The sequence below is a fragment of the Stenotrophomonas sp. 220_Sma genome (assembly GCF_056487375.1).
The window spans coordinates 380,001-395,623 of sequence record NZ_CM151348.1 but is presented as its reverse complement, the minus strand read 5'-3'; the positions used below and the strand labels follow the sequence as shown (position 1 = coordinate 395,623).

Here is a 15,623-nt window from a genome sequence, read left to right as displayed (position 1 = left end):
ATGGGCACTTCCGCAACCCGCAAAAATGATTAAAATCGCCAAGTTTTCCACTGGCCGGACCGGCATGAACGCACCTTCCTCCTCCCCTGCCGCCCACGACGCTCCGCGTCCCGGCGCGCTGCTGTCGCCGGAACTGCCGGCGCCCCCCAACCCGTTCCGCCAGGCCATCACCGATGGCTGGTTGAAGGACGAGGCCAGCCACGTGCGCGAGCTGCTGGCGCAGGCCCGCCTGCCCGCCGAAGAGCAGGCCAAGGTGCAGGCGCTGGCCGCCGACCTGGTCGGCCGCGTGCGCGTGCGTGCCAAGGACCAGGGCGCGATCGAAGCCTTCATGCGCCAGTACGACCTGGGCAGCGAGGAAGGCGTGCTGCTGATGTGCGTGGCCGAGGCGCTGCTGCGCATTCCGGACCAGGACACCGCCGACAAGCTGATCCGCGACAAGCTGGCCGATGCCGACTGGGAAAAGCACCTGGGCGGCAGCGACTCCGTGCTGGTCAACGCCTCCACCTGGGGCCTGATGCTGACCGGCAAGCTGGTGCAGATGAACGACGCCACCCGTGCCGATGCGCCCAGCGCGTTCAAGCGCCTGGTCGGCCGCGTGGGTGAGCCGGTGGTGCGCCTGGCCGTGCGCCAGGCGATGAAGATCATGGGCCACCAGTTCGTCATGGGCCGCACCATCAGCGAAGCGCTGTCGCGCTCGCACAAGGGCGACAACGCGAATTACCGCTACTCGTTCGACATGCTGGGCGAAGGCGCGCTGACCATGAAGGACGCGCTGCGCTACCTGGAAGACTACCGTCGTGCGATCCACGCCATCGGCGGCGACCACAAGGCACGCGGCGGCCGTCCGGACGGCGACGTCAACAACGCGCCGGGCATCTCGATCAAGCTGTCGGCGCTGTACCCGCGCTACGAGCACGCCAAGCGCGAGCGCGTGCTGAAGGACCTGGTGCCGGGCGTGCTGGAACTGGCACAACTGGCCAAGAGCTACGGCATCGGCTGCACCGTCGACGCCGAAGAGTCCGACCGCCTGGAACTGTCGCTGGACATCATCGAGCAGGTCTTCTCCGACGCCTCGCTGGCCGGCTGGGATGGCTTTGGTGTGGTCGTGCAGGCCTACCAGAAGCGCACGCCGTACACGATCGACCACCTGGCCGACATGGCGCGCCGCGCCGGTCGCCGCCTGCAGGTGCGCCTGGTCAAGGGCGCCTACTGGGACGCCGAGATCAAACGCGCGCAGATCGAAGGCTACCCGGGCTACCCGGTGTTCACCCGCAAGCAGAACACCGATGTCTCCTACCTGGCCTGCGCCAAGCGCCTGTTCACGCATGCCGACGCGATCTACCCGATGTTCGCCACGCACAACGCGCACACCATCGCGGCCGTGCGCAGCATCGCCAATGGCGGCGTGTACGAGCACCAGAAGCTGCACGGCATGGGCGACGACCTGTACGCCGAAGTAGTGCCGGCCGATCGCTTGAACCTGCCCTGCCGCGTGTATGCGCCGGTCGGTTCGCATGAAGACCTGCTGCCGTACCTGGTGCGCCGCCTGCTGGAAAACGGCGCCAACTCCAGCTTCGTCAACCGCATCACCGACGAGCGCGTGCCGATCGCCGACCTGATCCGCGATCCGGTCGAGATGGTTGCTTCGTTCGAATCGATTCCGCATCCCAAGATCCCGCTGCCGGTTGACCTGCTGCGCAGCCAGAACCACGACAGGAAGAACTCCATGGGCGCCAACCTCGCCAACGACAACGAACTGCGCGCCCTCGCCGAGCAGATCAACGCTGCAGTGAAGCCGTGGCAGGCCGCCCCGCTGGTGCCGGGTGCGAACCCTGCCGGCGCCGCGCTGCCGGTGACCAACCCGGCCGACACCCGCGAAGTGGTCGGCCAGTGGCTGGCCGCCGATGCCGCCACCGTGCAGAAGGCCCTGGCCAACGCCGTGGCCGCGCAGCCGGCCTGGAACCGCACCCCGGCCGCCAGCCGCGCCGCCATCCTCGAGCACGCCGCCGACCAGCTGGAAGCGCGCATGCCGGAGTTCATGGCGCTGTGCGTGAAGGAAGCCGGCAAGAGCCTGCCCGACAGCATCGCCGAAGTGCGCGAAGCCGTGGATTTCCTGCGCTACTACGCCAAGCAGGCACGCGAGCAGTTCAGCCACGCCGAGAAGCTGCCGAGCCCGACCGGTGAGTCCAACGAGCTGCAACTGCACGGCCGTGGCGTGTTCGTCTGCATCAGCCCGTGGAACTTCCCGCTGGCGATCTTCCTGGGCCAGGTCGCTGCCGCCCTGGCCGCCGGCAACAGCGTCATCGCCAAGCCGGCCGAGCAGACCAACCTGATTGGCTACTACGCGGTGAAGCTGCTGCACGACGCCGGCGTGCCGGCCGAGGTGGTGCAGTTCCTGCCGGGCGGCGGTGCCACCGTCGGTGCCGCACTGACCGCCGACCCGCGCGTGGCCGGCGTGGCCTTCACCGGCTCCACCGACACCGCCCGTGCGATCAACCGCGCCATGGCCGCACGTGACGCGGCCATCGGCGTGCTGATTGCCGAGACCGGTGGCCAGAACGCCTTCATCGCCGACTCCTCGGCACTGCCGGAACAGCTGGTCAAGGACGCGATCGGTTCGGCCTTCACCTCCGCCGGCCAGCGTTGCTCGGCCGCGCGCGTGCTGTTCGTGCAGGACGACATCGCCGACAAGGTGATGACCATGCTGGCCGGTGCGATGAAGGAACTGAAGGTCGGCAACCCCGGCTTGCTGTCCACCGACGTCGGCCCGGTGATCGACGCCGATGCGCTGAAGATCCTGCAGGACCACGCTGAGCGCATGGACCGCGAAGCGCGCCTGATTGCTGCCGCCGAACTGTCCACCGAAGCCGTCAATGGCACCTTCTTCGCACCGCGTGCGTACGAACTGAAGGACCTGGGCCAGCTGCAGAAGGAAGTGTTCGGTCCGGTCCTGCACGTGATCCGCTGGAAGGGCGACCAGCTCGACGCGGTGATCGACCAGATCAACGCCACCGGCTACGGCCTGACCCTGGGCGTGCATTCGCGCATTGACGAGACCGTCGACCGCATCAGCAACGGCGTCCACGTCGGCAACGTCTACGTCAACCGCAACCAGATCGGTGCGGTGGTCGGCGTGCAGCCGTTCGGCGGCCAGGGCCTGTCCGGCACCGGTCCGAAGGCCGGCGGCCCGCACTACCTGCTGCGCTTTGCCACCGAAAAGACGGTGACGGTGAACACCACCGCTGCCGGCGGCAACGCCTCGCTGCTGACCCTGGGCGACTGATCGCCCGGTTGATGCGGTGAACGAAAAACCCCGCGAAAGCGGGGTTTTTTGTGCCTTTTTTCCTGTAGTGCCGAGCCCATGCTCGGCTTGCACGGTGCAGCCGAGCGTGGGCTCGGCGCTACACCCGCATCAGGCCGCGCCAATGACGCAACGCCACCAGCGCGTTGATCCAGAAGCCCACATACAGGATCGAGGTCAGGTGCAGGCCACGGCTGTAGTACAGCGGCACTGCCACGGTGTTCACCAACAGCCACACCCACCACGATTCCAGCTTGCGCCGCATCATCAGGATCTGCGCGATCACGCTCAGCACCAGTACCGCCGAATCGATGTAGGGCGCGTAGGCGTTGGTCAGGCGGGTCAGCATCCAGCCGTAGCCGAACGTGGCCACCACCGCCAGCGGCGCCAGCCAGGCCCATGCACGCGGTCGCAATGAGGTGATCGGCAGCGGCGCGCCGTGATCGCCACGCAGCCACTGCCACCAGCCCAGCACGCTGATGGCAATGAAGAAGAACTGCAGCACCATGTCCGCGTACAGATGCGAGCGCTCGAACACCGCGGCAAACAGCGCACAGCCGACGATGCCCAGCCACCAGGTGTGCACGTTGTTGCGGCCGGCCAGCAGGATCGAGCCGGCGACGGCGATGTTGGCAGCCAGCTCCAGCTGGAAGTTCGGATCGGACAGGTTCATGGCGCTATTGTCGTGGATCCACGCCGTGGATGGCTGCGCTCTTCAGTAGATCCACGCCACGCGTGGATGGCCCGTGGCCACAGAAAAAGAAAGCCCCGCTTGCGCGGGGCCTTCCGTGTGCTGCGTCAGGCCGAGGCCCGAATCAGAACTTGTACTGGAACGAAGCCGCCAGCACGTCGCCACGGACCTTGTACTTGCCCGACAGCGAGTTGCCCTGGTTGGCAGTGGTCGCACGCACGTTCACGTTCGGATCGCTGGTGAACAGGTGGGTGTAGCCAAAGTTGTACTCGGTGTTTGCCGACGGGGTCCAGCCCACGCCCAGCGACAGCCACTTGCGGCTGGTATCCGGCACGCGCACGTCGCGGTGGGCGTCGGTGGTCGGGGTCTGGTCCAGCGCAACACCACCGCGCAGGGTGACGGTGTCGCTCAGCTTGTAGTCGGCGCCCAGCGACACGAAGGTGGTGTCACGGTAGCCGAACTCCAGGACCGAGTCCGCCTGCGGCGACGCGTAGTCGACGGTGACGCTGTCAAAGGCGGTCGACCAGGCGGTACGGGTCACGTCGCCCATCACGGTCCAGCGGTCGTTGACCTTGTGGGTCACGCTCAGGGTGGCCGAGGCCGGCATGGTCACCGTGGCCTTGCCGCTGGTGTCCATGAACCAACCGCGGGTACGCGGCGAGTTGGTCAGCAGTGAACGTGCGCGGTCGGCGCCGCTGAAGGTCGCATCACCACCGGTGATCTTGTGCTCGACCTTCGAACGGTAGCTCAGGCCGATGTGGGTGTTCTCGTCGATCGAGAACAGGCCACCGACGGTCCAGCCCACGGCATTGTTGTCACCCTCGATCTTCAGGGTGCCATCCGCGCTGCCCGGGGCGAAGCCCGGAGCGCCGGCGCCGGCCAGGATGCTGCCGTAGTCGACGGCGTTGCTCAGCTCGATGGTCAGGTGCTCGACGAACACCGACGCGCCGAACGACACGTACGGGTTGACGTCATACGACGCGGCGAAGCCAAGGTCGATGGCCTTCAGATCGGTCTTGAGGCCGCTGTAACGACCGACCCAACCGTTGTCGTATTCAGTCTTGAAGCCGAACGGTGCGGTCAGCGACACACCGAAGTGGGCCTTCTCGCCGATCGGCATGTGGAAGTACGCAGCCGGGACCGGAGCGATCATGCCGGCGTCGCCGCCGTCACCACCGGTCTGCGGGCGGCCTGCCGCATTGCGGCCCTGGCCCTTGAACTCGGCCTTGAAGCTGATGGCGCTCAGGTCGCCCTGGACCATCGTGCCTTCCAGCTGGCGCATGCCGGCCGGGTTGACGGCGATGATGGAGGCGTCGCCTTCGGCGCTGCCGGAACCGGCGAACGCGCGGCCGAGGCCCTTGGCGCTGTTTTCCTTCAGCTGGAAGGCAGCAGCGTTGGCGTCGGCGGCGGCCAGCGCACCGGCAACGCCGACGGCCAGCAGGGTCAGACGGGCAATGGTGGAAGCGGTTTGCATCGTAGTTCTCTCTCCGGTAAGCGGTGATGGTGCTCTGAGTGCGCCTGCGCCCGGCAGGCCTTGGGGCCCTTCGGAGCGCGCCGGATTCCCCTCCCGACATACGACGCCGTATGCGAGTATTACCCAGAGCTGTTAATGAAACAATAACAGCGCAGGCGCTTTTTTCGTCCCAGAAGCTGAACAGGACAATCCCCGCCGTAAGCGCCCGCACGCTAGGCTATTGCCCATGTTCGTCTCCCTCCCGTCGCGCAAGAAGGCGGCCCTGCGCTGGGCCACGCCCGTGCTGTTTGCGGCACTGTGGCTGGCGTTCCTGTGGTCGATCTCGCGTCCGGACGACGCCCGGGGCAGCCTCTGGCTGGACTGGGGCGCCCTGTCCACCGGCCTGACCCACCCGCTGGACTGGTGGGCGACCCTGCAGGACGGCAGCGTGCTGCGGCTGTTCACGGCCCTGTTCCTGCACGCGGACTGGTCACACCTGCTGGGCAACCTGGTATTCCTGCTGATCTTCGGCCTGCCTGCTGAGCGGGTGCTGGGCCCGTGGCGGCTGCTGCTGCTGTTCCTGGTCGGAGGCGCGGTGTCCAACCTGGTGGCGATCTACACCATGGGCAGCCCCGACCAGATCATCATCGGTGCCAGCGGCGCGGTGTCCGCACTGATCGGCGCCTATCTGGCCCTGTTCCCGGGCGCCCGGCTGGGCGTGGTCATTCCGCTCGGCCTGTTCCTGGAGTTCGTGCGCGCCCCGGCCTACCTGCTGATCGGCGTCTGGGCCGCCCTGCAGGTGGTGTTCGCCCATATCGGCCCAAGCTTCGGCATGGTGGCCTGGTGGGCGCACATCGGCGGCTTCGTGTTCGGCGTGGTGTACGGGGTCTACGTGCGGGCGGCCATCGCCCGCCGCCTGCGCAAGCGCCACGGCTTCTGACCCCTGGTAGTGCCGGCCGCTGGCCGGCTCCATGCGCACCCGCTCGTTCGTGGATCAGTCGAGCACGGCTCGACTCTACAGAATCAGGGCTTGGCCGGGACGGGTGCGGGCTTCGCTTCCGGCTTCGCTTCTGGCTTCGCTTCTGGCTTCGCTTCTGGCTTCGCTTCTGGCTTCGCTTCTGGCTTCGCTTCTGGCTTCGCTTCTGGCTTCGCTTCTACCTTCGCCTCCGGCTTCGCGGCAGCGGCCTTCGCAGCCTTGGCCGCATCCGCTTTTGCCGCTTCGGCCTTCAAGCGTGCAGCCACCGAACCCGGGTTCTTCAGCTCGGCCAGCGCGTCGTTGATCGGGCCATCGCCCGGCAGTACCGCACCGGCGTGATAGCCCTCGGTGCCCTCGTCGTCACCGCGCAGATGACCCGGCAGGGTCGCTTCGCTGTAATCGCTCAGGCTGGCCGGCAGTGCATCCTCGGCCGGCGTAGCGGCCGGCTTCAGTTCGACCTCCGGCACGATGCCCGTGGCCTGGATCGACTTGCCGCTGGGCGTGTAATAGCGCGCGGTGGTCAGCTTCACCGAGTCACCGTTGTCCAGCGGCAGCACGGTCTGCACCGAGCCCTTGCCGAAGGTGCGGCTGCCAACCACCCGGGCGCGCTTGTTGTCGCGCAGTGCGCCGGCCAGCACTTCCGAGGCACTGGCCGAACCGGCGTCGACCAGCACCACCACCGGTGCGCCCTTCAACAGATCGCCCGGCGTTGCATCGAAACGTGCATCGCTGATGCTGATGCGGCCGCGGGTACTGACGATGTTGCCCTTGTCGAGCAGGTCGTCGGCCACCTGCACGGCAGCAGTCAGCAAGCCACCCGGGTTGCTGCGCAGATCCAGCACCAGGCCCTTGAGCTGGCCACCGGACTGCTTCTGCAGCTGCTGCACGTGCTTCTGGAAGTCCGAACCGGTGTCGGCCTGGAACGTACTCAGGCGGATGTAGCCATAGCCCGGTTCCAGCAGGCGGCTGCGCACGCTGGTCACGCGGATGGTCTGGCGGGTGAGGTTGACATCGAACGGCTTGGGCTTGCCTTCGCGCACGATGGTCAGCACCACCTTGCTGCCGGCCGGGCCGCGCAGCGGTTCGCTGGCATCGATCGCGCTGATCGGCTTGCCGTCGATGGCGATGATCAGGTCACCGGCGAGGATGCCGGCCTTGGCCGCCGGCGTGTCGTCGATCGGCGAGATCACCTTCATGCTGGCGTTGTCTGGCTGCTGCTGCAGCTCCACGCCGATGCCTTCGTAGGCGCCGCTGGCCTGTTCGTCGAAGGCCTGCGCGTCTTCCTTGTTGAAGTAGGTGCTGTGCGGGTCGAGGTCGAGCAGCAGGCCACGCACCGCTGCCTGCATCAGCTTCTTGTCATCGACCGGATCGACGTAGGCGGCCCGCACTGCGTTGTAGACGGCCACGAAGCGGCGGATGTCCTCCAGCGGCACCTTCGAGGTCACCGCCTCCTCGCTGCTCGCTGCCTGCCCGCCGGTTTCCTGGCTCGGGGCGGGCGCGGTCTGCTGCGCCCAGGACAGCGCTGGCAACAGGGCCAGCAAGAGGGTGGCGGTACGGGCTGCGCGCATGGATCACTCCTGTCGACGGTGGCATGGTGCCCAAGGCACATGCACCGATTATGCGCGAAGCACAGCTAAATTCCCGTTGAATCCAGCCCGCACGTGGCGAGCCGGGATTCAGCGCCGCTGCAGCCAGCTGTCCGGATTCACCGGTTGCCCGCCACGACGCAGCTCGAAGTACAGCGCGGTGACCCCTTGGCCCCCCGAGTTGCCGACCTTGGCCACCGCATCGCCACGGCTGACCCGTGCACCGGCGTCCTTGAGCAGGGTGTCGTTGTGGGCGTACAGGCTCATGTAGCCATTGCCGTGGTCGACGATCAGGATCATGCCGTAGCCGGTCATCCAGTCGGAGAACACCACGGTACCGTCGGCCACAGCGGTGACGGTGCTGCCGGCCGGTGCGCCGATCAGCACGCCGCTGCTGGTACGCCCGTCAGGCAGCTTGCTGCCGTAGCGGGCCAGCAGGTTGCCGGACAACGGCCATCCCAGGCCCCCTACCTTCGGGGCCGGTGCCGACGCCACCGCCGGCGGAACCTTGGTCGGCGGCGGCGGGCGGCCCTGCGCGGCAGCCTGGCGTGCGGCTCGTTCGGCAGCGGCCTTTTCGGCGGCAGCTCGACGTGCAGCCGCGCGACGCTCGGCCTCGGCACGGGCGGCGGCCGCACGCAGATTGGCCAGCAGTGTTTCCAGCGCCTTGGCGTCCTGGCCCAGCGCCTGTTCCTTCTCGCGCTGGTCCTTGAAGCGCTCGTCCAGCGAGGCCACGGTCTTTGCACGATCGCGGCGGTCGGCTTCCAGCGCCGCTGCCTGCTGCTTCTGGTCCTGCTGCGCCCCCTGCAGCTTCTGCTTGCGCTCGGCAATCTGCGCCTGCAGCGCTTCCAGTTCCTTCAGGTCGGCGGTCAGCGTAGTGATGCGCTGGGCCCGCTCACGCTGCAGGTAGCGGTGGTAGGCCAGGGCGCGATTGGCATCGGCCACCGTGTCCTGCGACAGCAGCAGCTTCAATGGTGCGTGGTTGCCCAGCTGGTAGGCCGCACGCAGCAGGCCGGCCAGCTCGCGATGCTGCTGGGCGAGGTTGACCTGCAGCGTGCTGCGGCGTTGTTCGGCCTCGGCCAGGGCGTGGCCCTGCTCGCGCAGCGCGGTTTCCGTCTGCGCAAGCGCGCGGCCGGTGCGGGCCACCTTCTCGTCGGCCTCACGCAGCTGCTGCGAGGCCTGGCCACGCTGGCCCTCGATCTGCCGGCGCTCCTGCGCCACGCCCTTCAGTTCACTGCGCAGTTTCTGCAGCTTGCGCTCGGTCTCGCGCGTGGTCTGCGCGGCCCCCGGCAGCGGCAACGCCAGTGCCAAGGCCAGCCCCAACAGCAGGCAGCGCCCGCCGCGAGCGGCGGCGATGTGATGTCGGCGTGATGGGAAGGCGTTGTTGCGCAAGGGCTTTCCAGTGACTTCAGGCAGTTGCAGGGGGTACCGGGGAATGGTGACATCTCCGCACGCGGCCTGCCAGCCGCACATCCATCGAGGTCCCCATGAAAGCTCTCTCCATTCCGCTGCTGTTGGGCGTACTGCTGGTCACCGGGCCAGTGGCAGCGCAGGAAAACATCAGCAAGGTCAACGGCAGCATCAGCGCCGAACCCGGCCAGCGCTACGGCAAGCTGGACACCGTCAACGGCGGCATCCGTGTCGGCGAAGGTGTCGAGACCGGCAGCATCGACACCGTCAACGGCGGGGTCAAGGTCGCCGATCGCGCGCGCACCGGCAAGATCGAAACGGTCAACGGCGGCGTACGCCTGGGCCGCGAAGTGATCGCACACGGCAGCGTCAGCACCGTCAACGGCAGCATCTTCAGCGATCGCGGCAGCCAGATCGAAGGCGGCGTTGAAACCGTGAACGGTGGCATCGGGCTGGTCGAAAGCCGCGTCGGCAACGACGTGGAAACCGTCAACGGTGACATCACTGTGGGCATCGGTTCGCAGGTCAAGGGCGGTGTGCACGTGCGCAAGCCGAACTTCAGCGTCTCGCTGACCGCCAGCCGCAAGCCACGCGTGATCATCGGTCCGAATGCCGTGGTGGACGGCCCGTTGCAGTTCGAACGCGAGGTGGTGCTGTACGTGCACCGCACGGCCCGCATCGGCCCGGTCACCGGCGCCGAGCCGATCCCGTTCGACACCGAAACCGCTCCGGCGGACTGAGCACACCGCGCCCATCGGTTCGGTGATACTCGCTGTTACCGGTCGTACACGTGGTGCGGCCGCCCTTTGTTTTCCAGGAATCGACGATGCCCCGCAAACTCCTCCTGTGCCTGGCCGCTGCGGCCGCGCTCAGTGCCTGCAAAGGCGAAGACACTCCGGCGCCCGCGCCGGCCACCGACACCGCCACTGCCAAGCCGGCGGCCCATGCGTTCTCGCCGGAGATCAACGCCGGCGACTTCGCCGAGATGGTCAAGACGCTGGCTTCGGATGAATTCGAAGGCCGCGCCCCGGGCAGCAAGGGCGAGGAACTGACGGTCAACTACATCCGCGACCAGATGCAGCGCATCGGCCTGCAGCCCGGCAACGGCGACAGCTGGTTCCAGGATGTGCCGATGACCGAGACCACGGCCGACGAATCGACCGTGCTGAAGATCACCCAGGGCGGCAAGACCACCGAGCTGAAGTTCGGCACCGACATGGTGGTGGGTACCCGTACCGGCCAGGCCGAGGTGAAGGTCGATGCCAGCGACCTGGTGTTCGTCGGCTATGGTGTCGATGCGCCGGAGCAGAAGTGGAACGACTACGCCGGCCAGGACTGGAAGGGCAAAACGGTCGTCATGTTCGTCAACGACCCGGGTTTCCATGTCGATGACGCGAAGCTGTTCGACGGCAAGCGCATGACCTATTACGGGCGCTGGACCTACAAGTTCGAGGAGGCTGCGCGAAAGGGCGCCGCTGCCGCGCTGATCGTGCACGACACCGCCGGCGCTTCCTACGGCTGGGATGTGGTGAAGAACTCCTGGGCAGGCCCGCAGTACGACCTGCCGGCCAAGGATGACCCGGAAGCCCGCATTCCGGTGCAGGGCTGGCTGAGTGCCGACGCTGCCAAGGCGCTGTTCGCCGGTGCCGGCCTGGACCTGGCGCAGGCCTACAAGGACGCCAGCAAGCGCGGCTTCAAGCCGGTGCCGCTGAAGGCCACCGCTGCGGTCGATCTGAAGAGCCAGATCGCGCAGAAGCAATCGCGCAACGTGGTGGGCGTACTGCCGGGCAGCAAGCGTGCCGACGAGGCCGTGCTGTACATGGCGCACTGGGATCACCTGGGCAAGCACGAGGGCGAGACCGGCGACAACATCTACAACGGCGCGGTCGACAACGCGACCGGCGTGGCCGGCATCCTCGAGGTGGCTGAAGCAATGGCCCACCAGGATCCGAAGCCGGAACGTTCGGTGGTGTTCCTGGCGGTGACCCTGGAAGAATCCGGCCTGCTGGGTTCGAAGTACTACGTTGCCCATCCGACCTTCCCGCTGGACAAGATCGCCGGCGTGATCAACATCGATGCGATGTCGGTGGCTGGCCGTGCCAAGGACGTTACCGTCACCGGCTTCGGCAGCTCGGAGCTGGAAGACATCCTCAAGCCGCTGGCCGCGGCCCAGGACCGTACCCTGCACGGCGAGACCTCGGTGCAGAGTGGCTTCTACTTCCGTTCCGATCACTTCAACTTCGCCAAGGCCGGTGTGCCGGCCCTGTACGCCGATGGCGGCGAAGACCTGCGCGAGGGTGGCGTGGACGCGGGCCGCAAGGCTGCAGCCGACTACGGCGCCAACCGCTACCACGGCCCGAAGGATGAGTTCGATGCGGCCACCTGGAAGCTGGACGGTACTGTCGAAGACCTGCAGCTGATGTACGGCGTCGGCAAGGAACTGGCCGGCGGCGATCGCTGGCCGAACTGGTACGAAGGCAACCCGTTCAAGGCAGCCCGCGACGCGATGATGAAGGACAAGGCCCCGGCTGCGGCGAAGTAGCGTCGAGCCTGCTCGACTGAGTACTGAAGCAAGCCAAGGCGGCGCCCGCAAGGGCGCCGCTTTTTTGTGTGTGATCGCCCTGCAGTTGTAGATGCCAACCTTGGTTGGCGCCGTGGTTCCATGCAGAGAGCATCCACGCATGGCGTGGATCTACTTGTAGTGCCTGCCGCTGGCCGGCAAACGATCGCCGTGTGGGCCTGCTGTTGGTAGCTGCCAACCTTGGTTGGCGCCATGGTTCCTCGCAGAGGGCCTCCACGCATGGCGTGGATCTACTTGTAGTGTCGGCCGCTGGCCGGCAAACGATCGCTGTGTGGGCCTGCTGTTGGTAGCTGCCAACCTTGGTTGGCGCCGTGGTTCCTCACGGAGGGCATCCACGCATGGCGTGGATCTACCGGTAGTGCCGGCCGCTGGCCGGCAATCACAGCGACGCGCACTGTCTGGACCTGCTGCGGGGGGTTGGCACCGCTCTTCGCAGGGACAGCCATCCACGCATGGCGTGGATCTACCGGCCGGTGTGCAGCCACGGCAGTGCCGGCCAGCGGCCGGCACTACCCGCATTTCGCGCGCACAAAGAAAAACCCCGCTGCGTAAGCAGCGGGGTTTTGGGTGTAAACCCTGGCGATGACCTACTCTCGCATGGCTTGAGCCACACTACCATCGGCGCAGCTGCGTTTCACTTCCGAGTTCGGGATGGGATCGGGTGGTTCCACAGCGCTAATTTCACCAGGGAGACGGTTGCAGCAGCGCTTGCAGCGCCAGCTTCGCGATCTTGCCCTTGGGGCGGAAGGCACCCGGGAAATGCAGTGCCTTCACTTAATAAGAAAAACCCCGCTGCGTAAGCAGCGGGATTTTTTGGGTATAAACCCTGGCGATGACCTACTCTCGCATGGCTTGAGCCACACTACCATCGGCGCAGCTGCGTTTCACTTCCGAGTTCGGGATGGGATCGGGTGGTTCCACAGCGCTAATTTCACCAGGGAGGCGGTTGGAGCGTCGCCATCCGATACAGCCGGATAAGGCGCCTGCCTCTCGTAGTTCTTGTGACGTAGCGTGCACTTGGATGCTCTTACGACGCTGTCGTAAAGCCAAGGCAACTTGAGGTTATATGGTCAAGCCTCTCGGATCATTAGTATCAGTTAGCTCAATACATTGCTGTACTTACACACCTGACCTATCAACCACGTAGTCTACATGGTTCCTTCAGGGGGCTTGTGCCCCGGGAGATCTCATCTTGAGGCGCGCTTCCCGCTTAGATGCTTTCAGCGGTTATCGCTTCCGAACATAGCTACCCGGCAATGCCACTGGCGTGACAACCGGAACACCAGAGGTTCGTCCACTCCGGTCCTCTCGTACTAGGAGCAGCCCCTCTCAAATCTCCAACGCCCATGGCAGATAGGGACCGAACTGTCTCACGACGTTCTGAACCCAGCTCGCGTACCACTTTAAATGGCGAACAGCCATACCCTTGGGACCGACTACAGCCCCAGGATGTGATGAGCCGACATCGAGGTGCCAAACACCGCCGTCGATATGAACTCTTGGGCGGTATCAGCCTGTTATCCCCGGAGTACCTTTTATCCGTTGAGCGATGGCCCTTCCATACAGAACCACCGGATCACTAAGTCCTAGTTTCCTACCTGCTTGATCCGTCGATCTTGCAGTCAAGCACGCTTATGCCTTTGCACACAGTGCGCGATGTCCGACCGCGCTGAGCGTACCTTCGAGCTCCTCCGTTACTCTTTAGGAGGAGACCGCCCCAGTCAAACTACCCACCATACACGGTCCCCGACCCAGATAATGGGCCCAGGTTAGAACGTCAAGCACGACAGGGTGGTATTTCAAGGATGGCTCCACTGCAGCTAGCGCCACAGTTTCATAGCCTCCCACCTATCCTACACAGACGAACTCAACGTTCAGTGTAAAGCTATAGTAAAGGTTCACGGGGTCTTTCCGTCTTGCCACGGGAACGCTGCATCTTCACAGCGATTTCAATTTCACTGAGTCTCGGGTGGAGACAGCGCCGCTGTCGTTACGCCATTCGTGCAGGTCGGAACTTACCCGACAAGGAATTTCGCTACCTTAGGACCGTTATAGTTACGGCCGCCGTTTACTGGGGCTTCGATCAAGAGCTTCGCCTTGCGGCTGACCCCATCAATTAACCTTCCAGCACCGGGCAGGCGTCACACCCTATACGTCCACTTTCGTGTTTGCAGAGTGCTGTGTTTTTGATAAACAGTCGCAGCGGCCTGGTTACTGCGACCCTCTTCAGCTATAGCTCGCACGAGCCACCAAAAAGGGTGCACCTTCTCCCGAAGTTACGGTGCCATGTTGCCTAGTTCCTTCACCCGAGTTCTCTCAAGCGCCTGAGAATTCTCATCCTACCCACCTGTGTCGGTTTACGGTACGGTCTGCGTAAGCTGAAGCTTAGGAGCTTTTCCTGGAAGCGTGGTATCAGTGACTTCGCCTTAAAGGCTCGTCTCGGTGCTCGGTCTTGAAGGATCCCGGATTTGCCAAAGATCCAAACCTACCGCCTTTCCCCAGGACAACCAACGCCTGGTACACCTAACCTTCTCCGTCCCTCCATCGCACTTACGCGAGGTGCAGGAATATTAACCTGCTTCCCATCGACTACGACTTTCGTCCTCGCCTTAGGGGCCGACTCACCCTGCGCCGATTAACGTTGCGCAAGGAAACCTTGGGCTTTCGGCGTGCGGGTTTTTCACCCGCATTATCGTTACTCATGTCAGCATTCGCACTTCCGATACCTCCAGCAGACTTCTCAATCCACCTTCAACGGCTTACGGAACGCTCCTCTACCGCGCATAACAAAGTTATGCACCCCAAGCTTCGGTTCACTGCTTAGCCCCGTTAAATCTTCCCCGCAGACCGACTCGACCAGTGAGCTATTACGCTTTCTTTAAAGGGTGGCTGCTTCTAAGCCAACCTCCTGGCTGTCTGTGCCTTTCCACATGGTTTTCCACTTAGCAGTGAATTTGGGACCTTAGCTGTGGGTCTGGGTTGTTTCCCTTTTCACGACGGACGTTAGCACCCGCCGTGTGTCTCCCATACAGTCCGTCTCGGTATTCGGAGTTTGCAATGGTTTGGTAAGTCGCGATGACCCCCTAGCCATAACAGTGCTCTACCCCCGAGAGGATACATATGAGGCGCTACCTAAATAGCTTTCGAGGAGAACCAGCTATCTCCGGGTTCGATTAGCTTTTCACTCCTAATCACACCTCATCCCCTACCTTTGCAACGGGAGTGGGTTCGGGCCTCCAGTGCGTGTTACCGCACCTTCACCCTGGGCATGACTAGATCACCCGGTTTCGGGTCTACTGCCCGCGACTATGCGCCCTTATCAGACTCGGTTTCCCTTCGCCTCCCCTATACGGTTAAGCTTGCCACGAACAGTAAGTCGCTGACCCATTATACAAAAGGTACGCAGTCACTCCTTGCGGAGCTCCTACTGCTTGTACGCACACGGTTTCAGGTTCTATTTCACTCCCCTCTCCGGGGTTCTTTTCGCCTTTCCCTCACGGTACTGGTTCACTATCGGTCGGTCAGTAGTATTTAGCCTTGGAGGATGGTCCCCCCATGTTCAGACAGGGTTTCACGTGCCCCGCCCTACTCGTCTTCACTGAAATGGCCCTTTCAGATACAGGGCTAT

8 protein-coding genes and 3 rRNA genes (1 of these 11 only partly in view) are annotated in these 15,623 nt (G+C 64.6%); 4 read left to right on the top strand and 7 right to left on the bottom strand.

What is annotated here, in order from left to right; all coding sequences use genetic code 11:
• Window positions 1–64: 64 nt before the first annotated feature.
• Entirely contained in the window at window positions 65–3,283 is a 3,219-nt protein-coding gene (gene putA, locus ACZLIB_RS01875) for a bifunctional proline dehydrogenase/L-glutamate gamma-semialdehyde dehydrogenase PutA (protein WP_478468999.1), read from the top strand.
• A gap of 118 nt (window positions 3,284–3,401) precedes the next feature.
• Here the strand turns inward: putA and pnuC are convergent, their stop codons facing one another.
• Window positions 3,402–3,974 carry a nicotinamide riboside transporter PnuC gene (gene pnuC, locus ACZLIB_RS01870; RefSeq protein ID WP_032129718.1) on the bottom strand — a complete coding sequence of 191 codons (573 nt, stop codon included), beginning with the start codon at window positions 3,972–3,974 and terminating at the stop codon, window positions 3,402–3,404.
• A 142-nt stretch (window positions 3,975–4,116) separates the two neighbouring features.
• Entirely contained in the window at window positions 4,117–5,466 is a 1,350-nt protein-coding gene (locus tag ACZLIB_RS01865) for an outer membrane protein transport protein (protein WP_032129717.1), read from the bottom strand.
• A 226-nt stretch (window positions 5,467–5,692) separates the two neighbouring features.
• On the opposite strand from ACZLIB_RS01865, the gene ACZLIB_RS01860 reads away from it, so the two are divergent.
• Window positions 5,693–6,385 carry a rhomboid family intramembrane serine protease gene (locus ACZLIB_RS01860; RefSeq protein ID WP_019662230.1) on the top strand — a complete coding sequence of 231 codons (693 nt, stop codon included), beginning with the start codon at window positions 5,693–5,695 and terminating at the stop codon, window positions 6,383–6,385.
• A gap of 83 nt (window positions 6,386–6,468) precedes the next feature.
• Here the strand turns inward: ACZLIB_RS01860 and ACZLIB_RS01855 are convergent, their stop codons facing one another.
• Window positions 6,469–7,989 (bottom strand): S41 family peptidase, encoded by a 1,521-nt coding sequence (locus ACZLIB_RS01855; protein ID WP_478468998.1) that lies wholly within the window; start codon window positions 7,987–7,989, stop codon window positions 6,469–6,471.
• Window positions 7,990–8,097: 108 nt separating this feature from the next.
• Window positions 8,098–9,396, bottom strand: a complete 1,299-nt coding sequence (locus ACZLIB_RS01850; RefSeq protein ID WP_478468997.1) for a murein hydrolase activator EnvC family protein — start codon at window positions 9,394–9,396, stop codon at window positions 8,098–8,100.
• Between the two features lie 95 nt (window positions 9,397–9,491).
• Between ACZLIB_RS01850 and ACZLIB_RS01845 the strand changes: the two genes are divergently transcribed.
• Both ACZLIB_RS01845 and ACZLIB_RS01840 read left to right on the top strand, forming a co-directional pair.
• Window positions 9,492–10,154: a DUF4097 family beta strand repeat-containing protein gene (locus ACZLIB_RS01845; RefSeq protein WP_032129713.1), complete on the top strand. Its 663-nt coding sequence runs from the start codon at window positions 9,492–9,494 to the stop codon at window positions 10,152–10,154.
• Window positions 10,155–10,240: 86 nt separating this feature from the next.
• Window positions 10,241–11,956: a M28 family metallopeptidase gene (locus ACZLIB_RS01840; protein WP_478468995.1), complete on the top strand. Its 1,716-nt coding sequence runs from the start codon at window positions 10,241–10,243 to the stop codon at window positions 11,954–11,956.
• Window positions 11,957–12,569: 613 nt separating this feature from the next.
• Here ACZLIB_RS01840 and rrf (ACZLIB_RS01835) read toward each other — a convergent pair.
• The 3 genes from rrf (ACZLIB_RS01835) to ACZLIB_RS01825 all read right to left on the bottom strand — a co-directional run.
• Window positions 12,570–12,684, bottom strand: a 5S ribosomal RNA gene (rrf, locus tag ACZLIB_RS01835).
• Between the two features lie 135 nt (window positions 12,685–12,819).
• Window positions 12,820–12,934, bottom strand: a 5S ribosomal RNA gene (rrf, locus tag ACZLIB_RS01830).
• 127 nt (window positions 12,935–13,061) lie between these two features.
• A 23S ribosomal RNA gene (locus ACZLIB_RS01825) occupies window positions 13,062–15,623 on the bottom strand; it runs 318 nt beyond the window's last position.